The sequence below is a fragment of the Streptomyces sp. NPDC050759 genome (assembly GCF_044456945.1).
Taxonomy (GTDB): domain Bacteria; phylum Actinomycetota; class Actinomycetes; order Streptomycetales; family Streptomycetaceae; genus Streptomyces.
Genome location: NZ_JBITGI010000016.1, coordinates 202,000 through 223,052 on the forward strand (window position 1 = coordinate 202,000; position 21,053 = coordinate 223,052).

General features: G+C 70.9%; 20 protein-coding genes and 1 tRNA gene. 5 read left to right on the forward strand and 16 right to left on the reverse strand.

Going from position 1 to position 21,053, the window contains the following annotated elements; translation table 11 throughout:
* Positions 1 to 174 precede the first annotated feature (174 nt).
* Together ACIBJB_RS36935 and ACIBJB_RS36940 are read right to left on the reverse strand one after the other, a co-directional pair.
* Complete coding sequence (locus tag ACIBJB_RS36935) at positions 175 to 1,020, reverse strand: EamA family transporter (protein WP_398937409.1); 846 nt, start codon at positions 1,018 to 1,020, stop codon at positions 175 to 177.
* The gene (locus ACIBJB_RS36940) at positions 1,017 to 1,526 is read right to left on the reverse strand and encodes a YbaK/EbsC family protein (protein ID WP_398937411.1); all 510 of its coding nucleotides are present in this window, start codon (positions 1,524 to 1,526) and stop codon (positions 1,017 to 1,019) included. The genes ACIBJB_RS36935 and ACIBJB_RS36940 overlap by 4 nt, the downstream gene beginning before the upstream one ends.
* Before the next feature lie 162 nt (positions 1,527 to 1,688).
* Here ACIBJB_RS36940 and ACIBJB_RS36945 point away from each other — a divergent pair, with 162 nt between their 5' ends.
* Positions 1,689 to 2,330, forward strand: coding sequence for a GNAT family N-acetyltransferase (locus ACIBJB_RS36945; protein ID WP_398937413.1), 642 nt, complete (start codon positions 1,689 to 1,691; stop codon positions 2,328 to 2,330).
* A 39-nt stretch (positions 2,331 to 2,369) separates the two neighbouring features.
* On the opposite strand, the gene ACIBJB_RS36950 is transcribed toward ACIBJB_RS36945, so the two are convergent.
* Positions 2,370 to 4,568: an MMPL family transporter gene (locus ACIBJB_RS36950; RefSeq protein WP_398937415.1), complete on the reverse strand. Its 2,199-nt coding sequence runs from the start codon at positions 4,566 to 4,568 to the stop codon at positions 2,370 to 2,372.
* Positions 4,569 to 4,686: 118 nt separating this feature from the next.
* Entirely contained in the window at positions 4,687 to 5,292 is a 606-nt protein-coding gene (locus ACIBJB_RS36955; RefSeq protein WP_398937417.1) for a TetR/AcrR family transcriptional regulator, read from the reverse strand.
* A 184-nt stretch (positions 5,293 to 5,476) separates the two neighbouring features.
* On the opposite strand from ACIBJB_RS36955, the gene ACIBJB_RS36960 reads away from it, so the two are divergent.
* Positions 5,477 to 8,722: a S41 family peptidase gene (locus ACIBJB_RS36960; protein WP_398937419.1), complete on the forward strand. Its 3,246-nt coding sequence runs from the start codon at positions 5,477 to 5,479 to the stop codon at positions 8,720 to 8,722.
* A 145-nt stretch (positions 8,723 to 8,867) separates the two neighbouring features.
* Here ACIBJB_RS36960 and ACIBJB_RS36965 read toward each other — a convergent pair whose 3' ends face one another.
* The 4 genes from ACIBJB_RS36965 to ACIBJB_RS36980 form a co-directional block, all read right to left on the reverse strand.
* A complete protein-coding gene (locus ACIBJB_RS36965; RefSeq protein WP_398937421.1) occupies positions 8,868 to 9,083 on the reverse strand; it encodes a hypothetical protein in 216 nt (71 codons plus the stop codon).
* A gap of 88 nt (positions 9,084 to 9,171) precedes the next feature.
* A complete protein-coding gene (locus tag ACIBJB_RS36970; RefSeq protein ID WP_398937423.1) occupies positions 9,172 to 10,056 on the reverse strand; it encodes an SDR family oxidoreductase in 885 nt (294 codons plus the stop codon).
* Complete coding sequence (locus tag ACIBJB_RS36975) at positions 10,053 to 10,970, reverse strand: alpha/beta fold hydrolase (RefSeq protein ID WP_398937425.1); 918 nt, start codon at positions 10,968 to 10,970, stop codon at positions 10,053 to 10,055. Before ACIBJB_RS36975 ends, ACIBJB_RS36970 begins: the two co-directional genes overlap by 4 nt.
* A complete protein-coding gene (locus ACIBJB_RS36980; protein ID WP_398937427.1) occupies positions 10,967 to 12,463 on the reverse strand; it encodes a flavin-containing monooxygenase in 1,497 nt (498 codons plus the stop codon). Before ACIBJB_RS36980 ends, ACIBJB_RS36975 begins: the two co-directional genes overlap by 4 nt.
* Before the next feature lie 127 nt (positions 12,464 to 12,590).
* Between ACIBJB_RS36980 and ACIBJB_RS36985 the strand changes: the two genes are divergently transcribed.
* On the forward strand, positions 12,591 to 13,238 hold the full coding sequence (locus ACIBJB_RS36985; protein ID WP_398937429.1) for a MerR family transcriptional regulator: 648 nt from the start codon (positions 12,591 to 12,593) through the stop codon (positions 13,236 to 13,238).
* Here ACIBJB_RS36985 and ACIBJB_RS36990 read toward each other — a convergent pair.
* Positions 13,235 to 14,038, reverse strand: a complete 804-nt coding sequence (locus ACIBJB_RS36990) for an exodeoxyribonuclease III (RefSeq protein WP_398937431.1) — start codon at positions 14,036 to 14,038, stop codon at positions 13,235 to 13,237. The two genes, ACIBJB_RS36985 and ACIBJB_RS36990, sit on opposite strands and share 4 nt — an antisense overlap.
* A 66-nt stretch (positions 14,039 to 14,104) precedes the next feature.
* Between ACIBJB_RS36990 and ACIBJB_RS36995 the strand changes: the two genes are divergently transcribed.
* Positions 14,105 to 14,581, forward strand: coding sequence for a GNAT family N-acetyltransferase (locus ACIBJB_RS36995; protein ID WP_398937433.1), 477 nt, complete (start codon positions 14,105 to 14,107; stop codon positions 14,579 to 14,581).
* 60 nt (positions 14,582 to 14,641) lie between these two features.
* Here the strand turns inward: ACIBJB_RS36995 and ACIBJB_RS37000 are convergent.
* From ACIBJB_RS37000 to galU, 7 genes are all read right to left on the reverse strand, one after another.
* Positions 14,642 to 14,715 (reverse strand) — tRNA-Ala (locus ACIBJB_RS37000).
* A gap of 103 nt (positions 14,716 to 14,818) precedes the next feature.
* Positions 14,819 to 16,129 carry a gephyrin-like molybdotransferase receptor GlpR gene (gene glpR, locus ACIBJB_RS37005; protein ID WP_398937435.1) on the reverse strand — a complete coding sequence of 437 codons (1,311 nt, stop codon included), beginning with the start codon at positions 16,127 to 16,129 and terminating at the stop codon, positions 14,819 to 14,821.
* Positions 16,130 to 16,338: 209 nt separating this feature from the next.
* Positions 16,339 to 16,977 (reverse strand): GNAT family N-acetyltransferase, encoded by a 639-nt coding sequence (locus tag ACIBJB_RS37010; RefSeq protein WP_398937488.1) that lies wholly within the window; start codon positions 16,975 to 16,977, stop codon positions 16,339 to 16,341.
* Positions 16,974 to 17,516 carry a molybdenum cofactor biosynthesis protein B gene (locus ACIBJB_RS37015; RefSeq protein ID WP_398937437.1) on the reverse strand — a complete coding sequence of 181 codons (543 nt, stop codon included), beginning with the start codon at positions 17,514 to 17,516 and terminating at the stop codon, positions 16,974 to 16,976. The genes ACIBJB_RS37010 and ACIBJB_RS37015 overlap by 4 nt, the downstream gene beginning before the upstream one ends.
* The gene (gene moaC / locus ACIBJB_RS37020) at positions 17,513 to 17,992 is read right to left on the reverse strand and encodes a cyclic pyranopterin monophosphate synthase MoaC (protein WP_053852462.1); all 480 of its coding nucleotides are present in this window, start codon (positions 17,990 to 17,992) and stop codon (positions 17,513 to 17,515) included. The genes ACIBJB_RS37015 and moaC overlap by 4 nt, the downstream gene beginning before the upstream one ends.
* Before the next feature lie 62 nt (positions 17,993 to 18,054).
* The gene (gene glp, locus ACIBJB_RS37025; RefSeq protein ID WP_398937439.1) at positions 18,055 to 19,377 is read right to left on the reverse strand and encodes a gephyrin-like molybdotransferase Glp; all 1,323 of its coding nucleotides are present in this window, start codon (positions 19,375 to 19,377) and stop codon (positions 18,055 to 18,057) included.
* Positions 19,378 to 19,381: 4 nt separating this feature from the next.
* Positions 19,382 to 20,284, reverse strand: coding sequence for a UTP--glucose-1-phosphate uridylyltransferase GalU (gene galU, locus ACIBJB_RS37030; RefSeq protein ID WP_398937441.1), 903 nt, complete (start codon positions 20,282 to 20,284; stop codon positions 19,382 to 19,384).
* Positions 20,285 to 20,377: 93 nt separating this feature from the next.
* On the opposite strand from galU, the gene ACIBJB_RS37035 reads away from it, so the two are divergent.
* Positions 20,378 to 20,992, forward strand: a complete 615-nt coding sequence (locus ACIBJB_RS37035; protein ID WP_398937444.1) for a 5-formyltetrahydrofolate cyclo-ligase — start codon at positions 20,378 to 20,380, stop codon at positions 20,990 to 20,992.
* Positions 20,993 to 21,053: the final 61 nt, after the last annotated feature.

Below are 21,053 nucleotides of genomic sequence, written 5' to 3' on the forward strand. Positions count from 1 at the left end.
GCGTCCCTTCTTTCGCGGTCCGTTGGGACCTTAGGGACGGCACACGACCCGGCCACGGACGTCCGCCTGAACGCACAGGGAACGGACCGTCAAGGCATCGGCAAGTAGGCAAACGAATGGTCGGCGTTGGGCGGGACTTGGGGAGAGCTTGGGAGAAACCCGTGCGCCGGACCGCTAACCGGCGTGCAGCATCAGCCCGATGCCCGCGACCAGCAGCCCCGCCGCGACGATCCTCGGCGCCCCGAACCGCTCCTTGAAGAACAGGGCGCCGATGGCCGCGCCGACGATGATCGACGACTCCCGCAGGGCGGCGACGGGGGCGAGTTCGGCCTTGGTCTGGGCCCACAGGACGAGCCCGTACGCGACCACGGACAGGGCGGCGCCGACGAGTCCGACCCCTGCGAACGGCCGCAGTACGGCAACGGATCGGCCGCGCCACCGCGTGAGGGCGTACGCCGGGATCACGATCCCCTGCACCGCCATCAGCCAGGCGATGTACCCGAGCGAGGAGCCGGAGGCGCGCACGCCGAGCCCGTCGACGACGGTGTACGCGGCGATGGTCAGGCCGGTCGCCACCGCGGCGCCGATCGCCGACCAGTTGGGCCGGCGGCCGCGTAGCCCCCACAGTGCGACGCCGGTCAGTCCAGCGCAGGAGAGGGCGATTCCGGCGGCGGCCCACCCGTCCGGCACCTCGTGCGCGAAGAGGGCGGCCAGCACGGTCACGACCAGGGGCGCGGTGCCGCGCGCGATCGGATAGGCCTGCCCGAAGTCCCCGAGCCGGAAGGACTTCATCAGCAGCGCGTAGTACGCCATGTGGATACAGGACGAGGCGAGGAGATACGGCCACGCGCCCGCCGCCGGAACCGCCGCGAACGGGATGATCGCCAGCCCGATGAGCATCCCCCCGCCCGAGATCAGCGTGAACCCGACCAGCTTGTCGGTGATCTGGTGCGCGATGGCGTTCCAGCTGGCGTGCGTGACCGCGGCGAGGAGCACGGCCGCGGTGACGAGCGGCGTCACGCGGTGCGCTCGCGGACGTCCACGAGAGTGGCACCGGCCTGGGCGACCAGGTCCTTGGGCGCGATGGGGAACACGGCGTGCGGATTGCCGGCGGCGGCCCAGACGAGGTCATGGTCGAACAGGGAACGATCGGCCAGCACCCGGGTCTTCGTACGGTGCCCGAAGGGCGGCACGCCCCCGATGGCGTACCCGGTCGTCTCCCGTACGACATCGGCCCTGGCCCGGGTGACCTTGCCGGCGCGGAGCTCCTCCCGGACCCGCTCGAGGTCGACCCGCGAGGCCCCGTCCATCAGCACGAGCACGGGCACTCCGTCCGCCGCGAAGATCAGCGACTTGCAGATCTGACTCAGCTCGCACCCGATGGCCGCGGCGGCCTCGGCGGCGGTACGGGCCGCGTCCGGGAAACGGCGGACCTGCGCGGCGAGCTCCCCCAGACCCAGCTCGCGCAGAGCCTCGGCGAAACGGGGGTGGGCGGCCTCGGAACCGTGGGCATCGGTGGTCGTCATGCAGGGCACGCTAGCGGTGGGTGTACCGGCCACGCGACCCGGTTTGGCGATGACCGCGCAGCCGCACGCATCCTCCCGGACGTGAGCGAGCGCAGCGTTTTCATGACGCCGGTCTGAGTCGTTCCGCCGCCCTCTCCTCCTCCCGTGGTGCAGGATGCTGCGATGCCCTCACCACCGGCCCCCTCTCCCGCCGTACGCCCCTACCGCCCCGAGGACCGCGACGCCCTCGAGGACATCTGCGTCCGTACCGCCCACGCGGGCCGGGACAGCCGCCCGCACTACAAGGACCCCGGCGTCTTCCCGGCGGCCTTCGCGGCGCCGTACGTCCATCTCGAACCGGGGCTGGCCTTCGTGCTGGACGACGGGGAGGGGCGAGCCGTCGGGTACATCGTCGGGACCGCCGACACGCCCCGGTTCGTCGAGAACTACCGCGCGAGATGGCTGCCTCTAGTGGCCGACCGCTATCCGGAGCCCCGCCACGAGCCGCGCACCCCCGACGAGGAGATCGTCGCGCTGCTGCACCGCCCCGAGCGGATGCTCGTGCCCGAAGTCGCCGCCTATCCCGCCCACTTGCACATCGATCTGCTCCCCGAGTGGCAGGGGCGCGGGTACGGGCGCGCGCTCATGGAGAGCTTCCTGCGCGCGCTGCACGAGCGGGGCGTGGCCGCCGTACACCTGTCGATGGTGTCCGCCAACACGCCCGCGCGTGCCTTCTACGACCGTCTCGGGTTCCACGAGATCGCCGTACCGGATCCCGGGCCGGTCACGTATCTCGGCCGGCCCACGACAGAGAAGGGCCGGTGAGGGAACTCCCTCACCGGCCCGTCTCCCCCGCGGTGGGCGTCAGACGCGCACCAGCTCGCGGTCCTCGTCCGGATCCGTGTCCTTCTCGGTCTGCGTGCGCAGTCCCTCGCCCTCGACGTCGACGTTGGGCAGCGCGCGGTCCAGCCACTTCGGCAGCCACCAGGCGCGGTGGCCGAGCAGGGCGAGGACGGCCGGGACGATCGCCATGCGGACGACGAACGCGTCGAAGAGGACGGCGATCGCGAGGCCGAAGCCGATCATCTTGATCATCGACTCGCCGGAGCTGATGAAGCCTCCGAAGACGGCCATCATGATGACCGCGGCGGCGACCACGACCCGGGAGCTGTGCTTGAACCCGGTCACGATGGCCTGGCTCGGGGACTCGCCGTGGACGTACGCCTCGCGCATCCGGGTCACGAGGAACACCTCGTAGTCCATCGCGAGCCCGAAGACCACGCCGACCATGAAGATCGGCATCATCGACATGATCGGACCGGTCTCCTCGACGCCGAGCACCCCGCCGAGCCAGCCCCACTGGAAGACGGCGACGACGGCGCCGAGCGCGGCGAGCACCGACAGCAGGAAGCCGAGGGCCGCCTTCAGCGGGACGAGGATCGAGCGGAAGACCACGATCAGGAGGAGGAAGGCCAGGCCCACGACCAGGGCAAGGTACGGGATGAGGGCGTCGCTCAGCTTCTGCGAGAAGTCGATGTTCAGCGCCGTCGTACCGGTGACCAGGACGTCCGCGTCCGCCTTGGACGCGACGTCGTCACGGATGGCGTGCACCAGGTCCTCGGTCTGGGTCGAGGACGGCTTGGAGTCGGGGACGACCGTGATGGTCGCGGTGTCGCCGGCCTTGTTGAAGGCGGCCGGGGTGACCGTGACGACGTCCTTGAGGTCCTTGATGCCGTCGGTCACCGTGGCGGCCGCGGCCTTCGGGTCGTCGCTGTTCTTGGCGTCGACGACGATCATCAGAGGTCCGTTGAAGCCGGGCCCGAAGCCCTCCGAGAGGAGGTCGTAGGCGCGGCGCTGGGTCGTGGACGTCGGCTGGGAGCCGTCGTCGGGCAGACCCAGTTCCAACTGGCTGACCGGCAGCGCGACAGCGCCGAGGCCGACCACGCCGAGCAGCAGCACGGCGGCCGGACGGCGGATGACGAAGCTCGCCCAGCGGGTGCCCAGGTTGGGCTTGCCCAGCGCCGTTCCGGAGGTCTTCTTGCGCTTCTCGCCCGCCGGGCGGATCTTGCGGCCCGCGTACCCGAGCAGCGCCGGGATCATGGTCAGCGCGATGAGGACGGCGATCACGACCGTGCCCGCCGCGGCGAGACCCATCTTGGTCAGCATCGGCACGTTGACGACCGAGAGACCGGCCAGCGCGATCACGACGGTGAGGCCCGCGAAGACCACCGCGGAACCGGCGGTGCCGGTGGCCCGGCCCACCGCCTCCTCGCGGTCGCGGCCCTCGGCCAGCTCGGCGCGGTAGCGGGAGACGATGAACAGCGCGTAGTCGATGCCGACCGCGAGGCCGATCATCGCCGCGAGGGTGTTGGTGGTGCTGCCGAGGTCGAGCGCCTTGGCGAGGGCGGTGATGGTGCCGACGCCGATCCCGACACCGATGATCGCGGTCAGCAGGGGCAACCCGGCCGCGATCATCGAGCCCAGGGTGAGAACCAGGACGACCGCGGCGATGGCGAGACCGATGGCCTCGCCGACTCCCCCCGCGTCGGGCTGGGCCTGGAGCGCGTCGCCTCCGACGTCGACGGTCAGTCCGGTGTCCCGGGCGTCGTCACCGGCGGTCTCCAGGGCGTCCCTGGTCGCGTCCTTGAGCCCGACGGCGGGAGCGTCGTACTTCACCGAGAGGTAGGCGACCGTGCCGTCCTTGCTCACCGCGTTCGTCGTGAACGGGTCGGTGACGGAGACGACCTCGGAGCCGTCACCCAGTGCCTTGACGGTCTTCGCGACGGTGGCCTTGTTGGCGGCGTCGGTCATCTTCTCGCCCTCGGGCGCCTTGAAGACCATGCGCCCGGTCGCGCCGTCGGCGCTGGCCCCGGGGAAACGCTGTTCGAGTAGGTCGAAGGCCTTCTGCGCCTCCGTGCCGGGGATGGAGAAGGAAGTGGTTCCGGCGGCGGGCGCACTGATCGCGCCGACGCCCGCGAGGGTCAGCAGGGCCACCCACATCAGGGCGACGAAGTGCCGTCGCCGGAAGGCGAGGCGGCCGAGTTTGTAGAGGAAAGTGGCCACGAAGGCGTACTCCCGGTCAGGTCGTGGGGTGCAGGGCGACACGGCCCAAGGGCAGGGATGATCAGCCCGACGACGTGAGCGGTTACGTCAGGTGGAGGGCTTGCTGGGTGACTGTGGGTCAGTCGTTCGTCACGCCGAGGGCGGGGAGGACCACGGCGTCGATGTACGAAAGGAGGAAGGCCTGGGTCGGCGGCAGCTCGTCGATCATCGTGCGGGCCGCGAACCCACCGATCATCATGTGGATCATGAACTCGATCGCCGGGTTGTCGGGGCGCACCTCGCCCCGGTCGATCGCCCGCTGGACCAGTGCGCGGAACTCCGCCATCTCGGGTTCGATGAGGTGCGCGCGGAACGCCTTCAGGAGATCCGGGTTGCCGTGGATCGCCATGGCCAGACCCCGCATGAGGGCGGAGTTCTGCTCCATCGTGCAGTCGTCCGAGCGCATGGTGAGGGCGTGCAGGTCGCCCCTGAGGGACCCGGTGTCGATCTCTTCGAGACCGCTACCGCCAGGCTTGCTGTGCCGCACCGCCTTCGCCACCAGCTCGGCCTTGCCGCCCCACTGGCGGTAGAGCGTGGCCTTGCTGGAACGGGTGCGCGCGGCGACGGCGTCCATGGTGAGGGCGTCGTAGCCGACCTCCCTGAGCAGTTCGAGCACGGCCTCGTACAGCTCGGCCTCACGCTCGGGGGTGATGCGGCTGCGACGCGCGGTCGAGACCTCGGTCATGTCACTCACCCTTTCCGCTCCGGGACTTCGAACGACACTGTTTCGTACGACACGAATGTAGCGCATTCCTCAGCGAAACGAAACTGTTTCGTTCGTGTTGTGGGTCACGCGCGGTCGCCGCAGGTCACCTCTGGCCGAAATTTCATAAGTTGCTCCGGCCCATCGCCCGGAAAAGCATGGGGAGGTGAGCTATCTGCGCCTTCCGCATCTGAGCGGCGACCTGTTGTGCTTCGTGGCCGAGGACGACCTCTGGCTGGCCCCTCTCGACGGACCCGGCCGCGCCTGGCGGCTGACCGTCGACCGCACCAAGGTCGGCCATCCGCGCTTCTCGCCCGACGGCCGCCACATCGCGTACACGAGCTGGCGCAGTCTCGTGCCCGAGATCCACCTGGCGGACGTGGACGGCGGGCCGGGCCGACGGCTCACCTACTGGGGCAGCGCGGACACCCAGGTCTGTGGGTGGACGCCTGTCGAAGGAGAAACCGGGGGCACCATCCTCGCCGTCGCCTCGCACGGCGAGCCCTTCTCCTACTTCACCTGGGCGTACAAGGTCCCCACCGACGGCTCCCCGGGCCGCAAGCTCCCCTGGGGCCCGGTCTCCGACATCCAGGTCGCCGACCGCAAGACCCTCCTGCTCACCGGCACCCCACCGCACGAACCGGCCGCCTGGAAACGCTACCGGGGCGGCGCCACGGGCCGGCTCTGGCTGCACGGCGAACGCCTGCTGCCCGACCTCGGCGGCCACCTCCACTCCCCCATGTTCGTCGGCGGCCGGATCGCCTTCCTCTCCGACCACGAGGGCGTCGGCAACCTCTACTCCTGCGCCCACGACGGCTCCGACCTGCGCCGCCACACCGACCACGACGCCTTCTACGCCCGGCACGCCTCCAGCGACGGCACCCGGGTGGTGTACCAGTGCGCGGGCGACCTGTGGATCGTCGACGACCTCTCGTCCGAGGCCCGCAAGCTCGACGTACGGCTGAGCGGGCCGCGCGCGGGACGCCGTACGTACCAGGTGCCGGCCGCTCAGCACGTGGACGGCATCTCGGTCGACGAGACGGGCCGCGCGAGCGCCGTCGTCGTCCGCGGCAGCCTGTACTGGCTGACCCACCGGGACGGCCCGGCCCGCACGATCACGGACACCCCGGGGGTACGGGTCCGGCTCCCGGAGATGCTCGGTTCCGTCGGCCAGGTCGCGTATGTGACGGACGCGGAGGGCGAGGACGCCGTAGAGATCGCGTATCTGCCCCGCGCGACCGGTGACCGCGAGCCGCGACGGCTGGCGTCCGGTGAGCTGGGCCGGGTTCTGGAGCTGGTCTCGGATCCGCAGGGCGAGCGCCTGGCCATCGCCTCGCACGACGGACGCGTGCTCCTCCTCGACGCGACGGAGGACTCCGAGGGCTCCGACGGCTCCGACGGCTCCGACGGCGAGGTCACCGAGCTCGTCCGCTCGGTCAACGGCCCGGTGCGGGACCTCGCCTTCTCCCCGGACGGCTCCTGGCTGACATGGTCGCACCCGGGGATCGGCCGTTCCCTGCGCCAGATCAAGATGGCCCGCATAAAGGATCGCCTGATCCTCGACGTCACCAACGGCCGCTTCGAGGACGAGAACCCGGTCTTCACCCGGGACGGCCGCTACCTCGCCTTCCTCTCCTGGCGGGGCTTCGACCCGGTGTACGACGTCCACACCGGCGACCTGTCCTTCCCGCTCGGCTGCCGGCCCTACCTGGTCCCGCTGTCCTCGGCGACCCCGTCCCCCTTCGCCCTGAACCCGGAGGGCCGCCCGGCCGCCGGAGGCCTGGACCCGGTCGAGGACGAGAGCGGCGAGGGCGGGGCGGTGACGGTCGAACTCGAGGGGCTGGAGAGCCGGGTGACCCCGTTCCCGGTCCCCGCCTCCAAGTACTCGGCGCTGCACCCGGTCGCGGGCGGCGGCCTGGTCTGGCTGCGCTGGCCGATCTCGGGCGCCCTCGGCGAGACCTTCGTGAACCCGGACGACACCTCCGAGCGCCCGACCCTCGAACACTTCGCCATCGGCAAGGCGAAGAAGACCGAACTGGTCGAGCACCTGGACTGGTTCGCGGTCAGCGGCGACGGCTCCCGGCTGGTCGTGGTGGACGAGGGCGAGCTGCGCGCGACCCCCGCCACGGAGTCCGGCGACAGCGACACGATCGTCTGGATCGACCTGCGCCGCATCCTCCACGAGGTCGACCCGGCCGCCGAGTGGCGCCAGGCTTACGAGGAGGCGGGCCGCCTGATCCGGTCGTACTTCTGGGAGCCGGGGATGTGCGGGATCGACTGGGACGCGGTACTCGATCAGTACCGTCCGCTGGTCGAACGGGTCGCCTCCCCCGACGAGTTCGCCGACCTCCTGCGCGAGGTCCTCGGCGAACTGGGCACCTCCCACGCCTATGTCACCGCCGCCCGCCGCAACGAGGGCCCCCCGCACTACCAGCGCCGCCAGGGCCTGCTGGGTGCGAACCTCGTCCACAGGGAGGGCGGTTGGACGGTGAAGCGGATCCTCCCCGGCGACTCCTCGGACTCCAAGGCACGCTCCCCGCTGGCCGGCACGGGCATCCGTGAGGGCGCGGTCCTCACCCACGTGGACGGCCGCGCGGTCGACGAGGTCGCGGGCCCCTATCCCCTGCTCGCGGCGGCGGGCGGTACGACGGTGGAGCTGACCTTCGCCCCGCCCGTCGGAGGAGCCCGCCGGGTGGCAGTGGTCCCGCTCCTGGACGAACGCCCCCTGCGCTACCAGGACTGGGTGGCCAAACGCCGTGCTGTCGTACGGGAGTTGAGCGGCGGCCGGTGCGGCTATCTGCACATCCCCGACATGGGCGGCTCGGGCTGGGCCCAGTTCAACAGGGACCTGCGGATGGAGGTCTCCCGCCCCGCCCTCATCGTCGACGTACGCGGCAACGCGGGCGGCCACATCAGTGAGCTGGTCGTGGAGAAACTGACCCGCACGATCCTGGGCTGGGACCTGACGAGAAACGCCCAGCCGGTGTCGTACGCCTCGAACGCCCCGCGCGGCCCGGTGGTCGCCCTGGCCGACGAGGCGACCTCCTCCGACGGCGACATGATCACGGCGGCGTTCAAGCTGTTGAAGCTCGGCCCCGTGGTGGGCCAGCGCACCTGGGGCGGAGTGGTCGGCATGACCGGCCGCCACCAGCTCGGCGACGGCACGGTGATCACGGTCCCGATGAACGCGGCGTGGTTCGACGCGTACGGCTGGTCCATCGAGAACCACGGCGTACCCCCGGACCTGGAGATCCTCCGCACCCCCCTGGACTGGGCGGAGGGCCGCCACGCCCAACTCGACGACGCGGTAACGCTGGCGCTGAGCCTGCTGGAGACGAACCCCCCGGCGACTCCGCCCAACTACCGGGACGTACCGGATAGATCGAGACCAAAGCTTCCGCCAAGGTCTTGAGAAGGGGCGCGGTAATCGCTTTTAGGGGCGCGGGGAACTGCGCGAGAAGCCCCACCGGCCCGCACCCGACAACGCACCTGTGAGGCACACAAAAACGCAGGGTGCCCTCCCAAGAAAGAGAGGGCACCCCACGCGTCAAGCGTGACTACATCTCGTAGTCGGGATCCAGCCGCTCCTGCTCCTCGCGCTGGAGCCGCTCGGCCTCCTCGTCCCGCATGCGGTCGCGGTCACGCTCGCGGTCCGGGCCCTGGCCCTGACCCTGACGGCCACGCTGGGCCTGCTCCCGGCCCTCCTGGGCCTTCTGCTTGGCCTGCTGCTGCCACTGCTCGGACTTGTCCTGGAACTGGTCCTTCATACCCATGTGGGTTCACTCCCGTGGGGGTGAGGGGAAAGGCCCCTGGCCGGGGCCTCGACCAGATTCACACGCCCGGACAAAGAACGCATTTCGATCAGTCACGGTGGGTAGCGCGAGCCTCCTCATCCGCGGCCCCACCTGCACCGACGAGTCCCACCCGCATCCCTTCCAGACGCTCCCCGAAGCGCCGCATCTCCCGCTGCCCGACCGTCCCGATGAGCCCCGGCAGATATCCGCGCATCCCCTGCATCCCGCGCAGCCACCCCTGCCCGTACACATGGCTCGACCGCCGCTCGATCCCGGCCACGATCCGCTCGACGGCCGGCCCCAACGGATACGTCTTGTTGGCCGGCCACGGCAGCCGCTGCCGGAGCTCCCGCATGACGGCGTCCTGGTCGGCCCCGCGCACCATGTCGGTGTCGGTCCACGACAGATACCCGACCCCGACCCGCACGCCCTTGTGGCCGACCTCGGCGCGCAGACTGTGCGCGAACGCCTCCACACCGGACTTGGACGCGCAGTACGCGGTCATCATCGGCGACGGGGTGATCGCGGCGAGGGAGGCGATCTGCAGCAGATACCCCCGGCTCTCCATCAGCACCGGCAGGAACGCCCGGGCGGTGACGGCCGATCCGATGAGGTTGACCTCGATCACCCGCCGCCACGCCTCGGGATCGGAGTCGACGAAGGGCCCGCCGGTGGCGACCCCGGCATTGGCGACCACGATGTCGACCTTCCCGAACCGCTCCTTGACCTCCCCCGCGACCCGGGCCATCGCCTCGTGATCGGTGACGTCGGCGTACCAGTGGTCGCTGTCGCCGTGCAGTCGTCCGGAGAGTTGCTTGAGCGCGTCCGGCTCCAGGCCGACCAGCGCGACCTTCGCCCCGCGCGCCGACAGCTTGCGGGCGAGCAGCTCGCCCACGCCCCGCGCGGCCCCCGTGACGACCGCGACCTGTCCGTCGAGTCCGACCCTGCTCATGCGCCCTCCTTGACCTGTACATAGGTGGTGACGAGTTCCCGGATCCGCGCGGTGACCTGATCGGGCGCCTCGATGGGTGTCATGTGGCCGACGCCGGGCAGTTCGGTCACTCCGAGACAGTGGGGCAGCGCGTCGGCCAACTGGTGTGCGTGCATGGGCGGGGTGAGCCGGTCGGCCGTGCCGACGAGGACGGCCGTCGGCACGGTGAGCTGCCGTACGCCGTGGTCCAGATCGAGCAGATCGAGGACCTGCGACCAGGCGTGGCGCACCTTGCGCGGGCAGGCGTGCACGATCCGCGCGCACGCCTCCACCATGTGCGGGGCCGAACCGGGGCCCATCGTCGCGTACTTGAGGATCCGCCGGGCGAGCGGCGTGACCGGTCCGAGCGGCGCCCGCGCCCCGAGGACGTGCCGGGTCAGCCAGGTGCGCAGCCGCCCGGCGCGGATCGGTACGACGGTCGACTCGGCGACCAGCCGCGAGGAACCGGTGCTGCACAGCAGGACGGCGGCCGCGTGCGCACGGAACGCGGGACGTTCGGCGGCGGCCATGACGGTCATCCCGCCCATGGAGTGACCGACGATCACCGCCTTCCCGCCCGCCCCGAGGGCCGTCTGCAGGACGGCTTCGAGGTCGTCGGCGAGCAGGTCCGCACTGCAGGCGGGGCTCGCCGGACTGCGTCCGTGGCCGCGCTGGTCGTACGCGATGACCCGGTGGTCCACGGCGAGTTCGCGGATCTGGGCGGCCCAGAAGGCGGTGGAACAGGTCCAGCCGTGGGCGAGGACGACGGGGGGCGCGTCGTCGGGACCGTGCACCTCCACGTGCAGGCGGGCGCCGTCGGCGGAGAGTGCGGTGAGTTCGCGCACCGGGACGGGCGGGGCGTACGGCCCGGAGACCACGTGCGTCAGTCGGCTCATACGGCGGTCGCCTCCGCGTGCGCCGGAACCCGCAGCACCTCGTACTCGGCGAGGTCCACCCGCCGGGTCGCCCGCCGGAACTCCGTCGTCGTGCCGGGCCAGATCGTGCTGTTGCGGCCGTTCGCGTCCAGGTACCAGCTGGTGCAGCCGCCGGTGTTCCACACCGTGCGCTTCATGCGCTCCTGGACCCGGTGGTTCCAGTCCCGCACGGCGGAGGGCCGGGCGTCGAGGGCCACCCGGCCGCCGAGGACGTCGAGTTGCCGTACGAAGTCGGCCAGGTAGTTCAGCTGGGACTCGATCATGAGGATCATCGAGGAGTTCGCGAGACCGGTGTTGGGCCCGATGATGGTCATCCAGTTGGGGAAGCCTGCGGCGGAGGCGCCCCGCAGCGCCTCCATCCCGCCCTTCCACGCTTCGGCGAGCGTCCGCCCGTCCGCGCCGACGACCCGGTCGGCGATCGGCATGTCGGTGACGTGGAAGCCCGTACCGAAGATGATCGCGTCGACCTCTGCCTCGGTGCCGTCGGCGGCGACGAGTGTCGACCCCTCGACCCGGCTGAGCCCGCTCGCGACCACGTCCACGTTGGGCTGGGCGAGCGCCGTGTAGTACGCGCTGCTCAGCAGGATCCGCTTGCAGCCGATGCGGTAGTCGGGGGTGAGCTTGGCGCGCAGGGCCGGGTCCTTGATGGCACGGGCCATGGTGCGCTTGGCCAACTGCTCCACCGCGCCGAGTTCGTTCGGCCGCTTGGTGAACGCCTGGACCTGCAACTCCCGGATGCCCCACAGCAGTCCACGACGGGCCTGGGTGGTGAAGGGCAGCTGCCGGTGCAGCCAGCGCTCGGCGCCGCTGATCGCCCGGTCCACGCGGGGCAACACCCAGGGCGGGGTGCGCTGGAACAGCGTGACGTTCTCGGCCAGCGGCTGGATGGCCGGGACGATCTGGATGGCCGAGGCCCCCGTCCCCACCATGGCGACCCGCTTGCCGCGCAGGTCGTAGTCGTGGTCCCAGCGGGCGGAGTGGAAGACCTTGCCCGGGAAGGAGTCGAGGCCGGGAAGGTCGGGGATCTTGGGATCGGAGAGCGGCCCGGTGGCGGAGACGACGAAGTCGGCCGAGAGACGGCCACGGGCGGTCTCGATGTCCCACCGCAGCTTCTCGCTGTCCCACGTCATCATCCTCACCTCGGAGTTGAGGCGGATGTGCGGGCGGAGCCGGAAGACGTCGGTCACATGCTCCAGGTAGGCGCGGATGTGGTCCTGTCCGGAAAAGGTGCGCGGCCAGTCCGGGTTGGGCGCGAAGGAGAAGGAGTACAGGTGGGAGGGCACATCGCAGGCACACCCCGGATAACTGTTGTCCCGCCAGGTACCCCCCACACTGGCGGCCCGCTCCAGCACGACGAAGTCGGTGACACCCTCCCGCCGCAGCCGTACGGCGGCCCCCAGCCCACCGAACCCGGACCCCACCACCGCCACCCGGACATGCTCGTGTTCGGCCATGCCGACGCCCTTCCCTGCGCGACTCTGCCAGTGAACACTGGCGCAATGGGAGGGTAGAGCAGCTCCGTACCGATGGGTAGGGGGCGGGAAGAAGGAAGTTACCCGGGGTACGACGTAGGCTGCGGCCGTGACGGACAAGCGCGAATACCGCATGGAGGAACTGGCCCGCCTGGCCGGCATCACAGTGCGCACCCTGCGCTTCTACCGCGAACGCAAGCTGATCCCGCCGCCCCGCCGCGAGGGCCGTATCGCCTGGTACGACGACCACCACCTGGCCCGCCTGCGCACGATCGCCGCACTCCTGGAACGCGGCCACACCCTCACCGGCATCGCGGAACTCGCCGACGCCCTCGAACACGGCCGGGACGTCGCCGACCTCGTCGGCCTCGACACCCCCACCGAGGAGGAGCCGGTCCGCCTCACCCCCGAGGAACTCGCCGCGCGCTTCGAGGGCGAGGTCACCGCGGAGAACCTCGCGGCCGCTCTCGACCTCGGCTATCTCGGCACCGACGGCGACGACATCATCCACATCAGCCGCCGCCTCCTGGACGTCTCCTCCGCCCTGGTCCGCGAGGGCATCCCCCTCGCGGAGGTCCTGACCGCCGGCAAACACGTCCGCGAACACGCCGACGCCCTGGCCGAGATGTTCGCCGAACTGGTCCTGCGCCACGCGAGCGAGGACGACCTCCACCGCCTGCGCCCGCTGGCGCGGAGCGTGGTGGAGGCGGAGCTGTCACTGGCGTTGGACCGGCGGTTGCGCAAACCGTCGGCCTAGAGGTCGTAGACCACGGTCACCGGCGCATGGTCCGACCAGCGTTCCGCGTGCGTGGCCGCGCGCTCCACGAAGCCCTTGACCGCCTTGGCCGCAAGGCCGGGCGTCGAGACGTGGTAGTCGATACGCCACCCCGTATCGGCGTCGAACGCCCGCCCCCGGTAGGACCACCACGAGTACGGCCCCGCCACGTCCGGATGCAGCGACCGTACGACGTCGACGTACCCCCCGTCGGCGGTGTCGAGGACCCGGCTCAGCCAGGCCCGCTCCTCCGGCAGGAACCCGGAGCTCTTCTGGTTGGCGCGCCAGTTCTTCAGGTCGGCCTGCTGGTGGGCGATGTTCCAGTCGCCGCAGACGACGACCTCGCGCCCGTCGGCGGCAGCGCGCTCGCGCAGGCTCTTCAGGTACGCGAGGAACTCGTCCATGAAGCGGACCTTCTCGTCCTGCCGCGCGGTACCGACCTCGCCGGAGGGGAGATAGAGGGAGGCGACGGTGACGCCGGGCAGGTCGGCCTCGACGTAGCGGCCGCTGGTGTCGAACTCCGCCGATCCGAAGCCGATTTGGACGCGGTCCGGCTCACGGCGGGTGTAAAGCGAGACACCGGCACGCCCCTTGGCGGCGGCGGGCGCGTGCACCACGTGCCAGCCCTCAGGGGCTCTGACCCCCTCGGGCAGTTGCTGCGGCTCGGCGCGCACCTCCTGCAGGCAGAGCACATCGGCGGAGGTGTCCGCGAGCCACTCCACGAAGCCCTTCTTCGCGGCGGCGCGCAGTCCATTCACATTGGCGGAGGTCACAGTGAGCACCCGCGAACGATACCGGCACACTGGATCGGAATCTGTTGCCGATCTGATCAATTTATGGTGATGAGCATGCACATACGCCAGGTCCCCTTCGACCACCCGGACGCCGTGAAGCTGAACGACCAGGTACAGGCCGAGTACCACGTCCGCTACGGCGACGGCGGCGACGCCACGACCCTGGCACCGGAGGACTTCGAGCCGCCGAACGGCATCTTCCTGATCACGTACGACGAGTCGGACGCCCCCGTCGCCACCGGCGGCTGGCGCGCCCGGGACGCGAACGGCGAGGGCAACCTGGACGGCGACGCCGAGCTCAAGCGCATGTACGTCGTCGACGTGGCGCGCGGCCGGGGCCTCGCCCGCCGCATCCTCACCGCCCTGGAGGACGACGCCCGCGCGGCCGGCCGCAGCCGCATGGTCCTGGAAACCGGCAACAAGCAGCCGGAGGCCATCGCCCTGTACACGTCGAGCGGTTACGAGCCGTGCGTGAAGTTCGGCTACTACCGCTTCCACGAGGACAGCAGGTGCTTCGCGAAGGCCCTGTGAGGACACCACCCACATGACAGAAGACCCGCTCCTGAATCAGGAGCGGGTCTTCATGATGCGTGGACCTGAGGGGATTCGAACCCCTGGCCCCCTCGATGCGAACGAGGTGCGCTACCGGACTGCGCCACAGGCCCTTGCAACGAGTGAAACTCTAGCATCCCCGTCCGGGTGCTTGGAAATTCGTTCCCGGCTGGTCAGGGACGGGCTCCCCACAGGTGTGATCCCGCCCCTGTCGCGTCACTCGTTGGCCGCGCGCGGCCGGTCGCCTTCCTCGTACTGGTCGAAGAGCGGTGTACGGCCACGCTCGCGTGCGCGGCGGGCGGAGGCGGCGCGGCGGGCGTCGCTGCGGCCGCCCGCCGTCGGCTTGTCCTCGGCGTCGTCCGCCAGTTCCTCCGACTCCTCGTCCTCCGCGACGGGCGTCGCCTCCTGGGCCGACTGCTCCGGAGTGGCGGCACTGCTGGACCGCGCCGAACTCCACGCGTCCGGCGCCCCGAGGTCCACGTCCGAGGTGGCCCGCGGCGCGACGGGTGCGGTCACGTACGTCGGCAGCGGCACCGGTACCGGGTCCCAGCTGTCCCCGTGCACCGGCCTGTGCTGCCGCTCGCGCTGCTGGTCGATCCACTCGGCGTGATCGGTCTGCTCGACGAGGGCGCGCCGGTCGGCGGCGAGCGCCGAGAGCCCGGGATCGGTCTCCGTCGCCGGTCCCTCTTCCGGTTCGTCGGCGTCCACGCCCGTGCTCACGGACGCGCGCCGGCGCGACTGGCGCGCGCGCTCCCGCAGTCGCTGTGCGGCGGCCTCGGCCCGGCGCCGGTCCATCTGGTAGGCGAAGCGACGGCGTTCCTGGGAGCGCAGGTACGCGATGTACGTGCTGAGCATCACGGCGGGCACGCCGGGCGCCCACAGGAAGGCGAGTCCTCCGACGGCGGCGACGATCGTGCCGAGCGTGAAGGCCAGGAAGAGCATCACGGTCGTACGCCGGCGTCGCGCGAGCACCTTCATGCGCCGGGCGCGCGCCGCGGCCGCTTCCGCGGCGGCCGTGCGCCGGGGTGCGGGGGCGTGCGTCTGAGCCTGGGAGCGCGCCGAGGCTGCGGGTGCCTGCTTGCGCGTCGGCGCGCCACCGTCTTCGGGCGCGGGCGCGTTGGTTTTCGCGCGATCCGGTTCGCCGTGCCCTGCTTCCCGCCCTGCTTCCCTGTCGGCCTGGCGCGCGGGCTCGCGCGGCGCCTCCCGGCGCTCCGAAGCCGACGGCTGGACCGTCGCCTGGGCCTGCGGACGGGTCGGGGGCATGGCGAAGGCCCGGACGTCCACCGACTCGGTGACGGCATCCGGTTCGTCGGCGCCGCGCTCCCCCTCGTCGGTGGAGCGCGCGCGCAGGTCCTTGGCGTATCGACGCTCCATGCCCGCCCGTCCGGACAGCAACCGGATGGCCGTGCTGAAGCGTTCCGTCGGACGGGCCTCGTTCAGCTCGTCCTGCCTACGGAGCCACATCGGCACCAAGTAGGCGGCCCAGGCCCCGACAATGACTGCGTAGATGAGGCCGCTGCTGCTCACGCCTCACACGGTAGAGGGGTTTGCGTGAGGCCATCTGCCAATTGCGCCGGTGTGTCGCACGATCTGGCTGATATTTCGAGCTTTTTTTGTGACCGATCCGATCAGCAGGCCGCATGAGTCGTGAATTCAATGACCCGAGACGGTCATGCACCGATCATTTTCGAACACGTATTCCATTTCCGGGCCAAGGCGCCGGCATGGGGTTACGGCTATGCCGGATTGTCGTGCGGCGTACTCCTGGAGCGTGCCCGCTGCCAGCGCCGGAGCAACCCGTCGGGCACCTCTTCCGCGGTGAGCGCGAACACGAGATGGTCACGCCAGGCGCCGTCGATGTGGAGATAACGCGGCCGCAGTCCCTCCTCGCGGAATCCGAGTTTCTCGACGACCCGACGGCTGGGACCGTTCTCGGGGCGAATGCAGACCTCGATGCGGTGCAGGCCGACCGTGCGGAAACAGTGGTCCACGACAAGCGCCACGGCCGTCGGCATCACCCCGCGGCCGGCCACCGACTGGTCCACCCAGTAGCCGACGTGCCCCGAGCACATCGAGCCCCAGGTGATTCCGGCGACCGTCAACTGCCCGACCAGCTGGCCGCGGTACTCGATGACGAACGGCAGCATCCGCCCCGCGTTCGCCTCCGACCTGAGGTGCCGCACCATCTGACGGTAGGTCGGCCGGTGCGCTATCGGCCCGCTCGGGGTGGGCGGCGGAATGGTCGCCTCCCAGGGGCGCAGCCAGTCCCGGTTGCGCCGGTTGACCTCACGCCAGAGCCGCTGGTCACGCATCTTTATCGGCCTCAGGACGACATCGCCGTCCGTCAGTACGACGGGCCAGGATGGGCTGTTCAGCTCGCACCCCCACTGCCGGGGCCGGGTCTCGGGTGGTCGCCGCCGCGGATCTGGTCGACGGCGTGCATCAACAGGGGCTCAAGAACGGCCAGTCCGTCCTTCACCCCGCCACTGGAACCCGGCAGGTTGACGATCAGTGTGCGTCCCGCCACCCCGGCCAGGCCCCGGGAGAGCGCGGCGGTCGGCACCTTCTCCCGTCCGAACGCCCGGATGGCCTCCGCGATGCCCGGCACCTCGTACTCGATCACCGCGCGGGTCGCCTCGGGGGTGCGGTCGGTGGGCGAGATGCCGGTGCCGCCGGTGGTGACGACGACGTCGTAACCGGCCTCGACGCCGACGCGCAGGGCGGCCTCCACGGGGTCGCCGTCGCGGACGACCTGCGGACCGTCGACGGCGAAGCCGAAGCGCTTGAGGGCGTCCGCGATCAGCGGGCCGCCCTTGTCCTCGTAGACCCCGGCGGCGGCCCGGTTGGAGGCGGTGACGACCAGGGCGCTGTACGGCGCGAGGAGCGCGCCGCCGATCGACCCGTCGGCCGTCATGCCCGGCTCCAGTCGCCCGACTTGCCGCCCGTCTTCTCCTCGACCCGTACGTCCGTGATGACCGCTCCCTTGTCGACCGCCTTGACCATGTCGATCACGGTGAGCGCGGCGACGGACACCGCGGTGAGGGCCTCCATCTCGACGCCCGTGCGGTCCGTCGTCTTCACGGTGGCCAGGATCTCCACGGCGTCGTCCGCGACCGACAGGTCCAGTTTCACACCGGACACCGACAACGGGTGGCACAGCGGGATCAGGTCGGGCGTGCGTTTGGCGCCCATGATGCCCGCGATCCGCGCGGTGGCCAGTGCGTCGCCCTTGGGGACGCCCTCACCGCGCAGCAGCTCGATCACTCGAGGTGAAACGAGGACACGTCCACTGGCACGCGCGGTGCGTGCGGTGACGTCCTTGCCGGAGACATCGACCATGCGGGCGGCTCCCGCTTCGTCGATGTGCGTCAGTCGGTCCTGCGTACTCATGGTTGTGCGGCGCTCCCGGTCCGGCCTGTTGTGCGCGACACGGTACCGCCAACCAGGGGTGCTCAGCCGAGCTGGACCACTTCGACCTCGGAGCCGGGCTCGACCGACTCCACGTCCTCCGGGACGACGATCAGCGCGTTGGCCTGCGCGAGGGCGGCCACCAGATGGGAGCCGGCGCCGCCGACCGGGGCGACCGAGCCGTCGGCACAGGCACCGCGCAGGAACTGCCGGCGTCCTTTGGGCGAGGTCAGCGCCTTGTCCGCGGTCAGGGTCGCCCTGGTCCGGGGCCGGTGGACGTCGTCGAGGCCCATGAGGGTGCGGATCGCGGGGCGGACGAACAGTTCGAAGGAGACGTACGACGACACCGGGTTGCCCGGCAGGGCCAGCAGCGGGGTGTGGTCGGGGCCGATGGTGCCGAAGCCCTGGGGCTTGCCGGGCTGCATGGCGAGCTTGCGGAAGTCGACACCGCTGCCCGGCTCGTCCTCGTCGCCCACGGAGGACAGCGCTTCCTTGACGACGTCGTACGCCCCGACGCTCACGCCGCCCGTGGTGACCACCAGGTCGGCGCGGACGAGCTGGTCCTCGATGGTGGAGCGCAGCGTCTCGGCGTCGTCGGCGACGGCGCCCACGCGGTAGGCGATGGCGCCGGCGTCCCGGGCGGCCGCGGTGAGGGCGAAGCTGTTGGAGTCGTAGATCTGGCCGGTGCCGAGGCTCTCGTCGGGCTGGACGAGTTCGCTGCCGGTGGACATGACGACCACGCGCGGGCGCGGGCGCACGCGGACGGTGCCGCGGCCGATCGCGGCGAGCAGGGCGATCTGCGGCGGGCCGAGGACGGTGCCGGCGTCCAGGGCGCGGTCGCCGGCCCGCACATCGCTGCCCTCGGCGCGCACATGCGCGCGTGCCTCGGCGGGCCGGTGCACGTGTACCTGTCCCTCGGCGCCCTCGGGGGCGAGACTGCGGGCGCGCATCCCGGTCACCGGGCCCTCGCCGAGGCCTCCGTCGGTCCACTCGACGGGGACGACGGTCTCGGCGCCGGGCGGCAGCGGGGCACCGGTCATGATGCGGGCGGCCTGCCCGGGGCCGACCTGCAGCAGCTCCCCCTGGCCCGCCGCGACGTCCCCGACGACGTCCAGGACGGCCGGGAACTCCTCGCTCGCGCCCGCCACGTCCGCGACCCGCACCGCGTACCCGTCCATGGAGCTGTTGTCGAACGGCGGCAGGGACACCGGGACCGTGACGTCCTCGACCAGGACGCAGCCCTGGGCGTCGAGCAGCTGCAGCTCGATGGGTTCGAGGGGGCGGACGGTCGCGAGGATGTCCTCCAGGTGTTCGTCCACCGACCACAGGTGGTCCTGGTCGGCGGGGCGGGTCGCGGGGCTGCTCAACTCGCTACATCTCCTCGGCTACGTAACTGCGAAGCCAGGTCCGGAAGTCCGGGCCCAGGTCTTCACGTTCGCACGCGAGTCTGACAATGGCACGCAGATAGTCGCCGCGGTCCCCGGTGTCATAGCGGCGGCCCTTGAAGACGACGCCGTGCACCGGGCCGCCGACCTTCTCGTCCTGTGCGAGCTGCTGGAGGGCGTCCGTGAGCTGGATCTCGTTGCCCCGGCCCGGCTCGGTCTTGCGGAGTATGTCGAAGATCTGCGGGGCGAGGACGTACCGGCCGATGACCGCGTAGTTCGACGGGGCGTCGGACGCCTCCGGCTTCTCGACGAGGCCGCCCACCCTGACGACGTCGCTGTCCTCGGTCTCCTCGACGACGGCACAGCCGTAGAGGTGGATCTGCTCGGGCGCGACCTCCATCAGCGCGATGACGCTGCCGCCGTGCTGCTCCTGCACCTCGATCATCCGCTTGAGCAGGGGGTCGCGGGCGTCGATCAGGTCGTCGCCGAGGAGGACGGCGAAGGGCTCGTGGCCCACGTGGGGGGCCGCGCACAGGACGGCGTGGCCGAGGCCGCGGGGGTCGCCCTGGCGCACGTAGTGCATGGTGGCGAGGTCGCTGGACTCCTGGACCTTGGCGAGCCGGCTGGCGTCGCCCTTCTTCTGGAGGGCGGACTCGAGCTCGTAGTTGCGGTCGAAGTGGTCCTCCAGGGGGCGCTTGTTGCGTCCCGTGATCATGAGGACGTCATCGAGGCCCGCCGAGACGGCCTCCTCGACCACGTACTGGATCGCCGGCTTGTCGACCACCGGCAGCATCTCCTTGGGAGTGGCCTTGGTTGCCGGCAGGAAGCGGGTGCCGAGCCCTGCTGCCGGAATGACAGCCTTGCTGATCCGAGGGTGCGACTGAGTCATGTGCGCCACCCTATCCGGTGCCTTTGCCTGGAATCTGGGGCTCCGGTTAATAAGCTCTTATATGAGCGTATTAGAAGGGTATGGGTGCAGACCTTGAGTCACATCGGACGTTCCACCGAGCCTGACAAGCGAACGTTGCGGCAAGAGTACCTGGCGGCGAGGAACAGGTTGACGGCCGATGACGTGCGGGAAGCGGCGGCCGCGCTGGCCGACCGGGCCCTCGGACTGCCCGAACTGGCGCGTGCGCGCACGGTGGCGGCGTACGTCTCGGTAGGGAGCGAACCTGGCACGCTCACACTCCTTGACGCGCTGCGCGAGCGGGGCGTGCGCGTTCTGCTCCCGGCGCTTCTGCCGGACAACGATCTGGACTGGGGCGCCTACACCGGCGAGGGCTCCGTCGCGCGCGTCCAGCACGGCGGGAAGATGGCCCTCTTCGAGCCCTCCGGCGAGCGGCTGGGCCCGGACGCCGTGACCGGCGCGGACGTCGTGCTGCTGCCCGGCCTGGCGGTCGACGGGCGCGGGATGCGCCTGGGGCGCGGCGGGGGGTCGTACGACCGGGTGCTCGCGCGCCTGGAGCGCGCGGGCGCACGACCGGCGCTGGTGGTGCTCCTCTACGACTCCGAGGTCGTCGCGCATGTCCCGGAGGAGCCGCACGACCGGCCGGTGCACGCGGTGGTGACGCCGTCGGGTGTGCGCCGCTTCCGGTAGCGGCGTGTGAACACAAGGGGCCCGCCACACGCGCGTGTGGCGGGCCCCTTCTTCGCTCTAC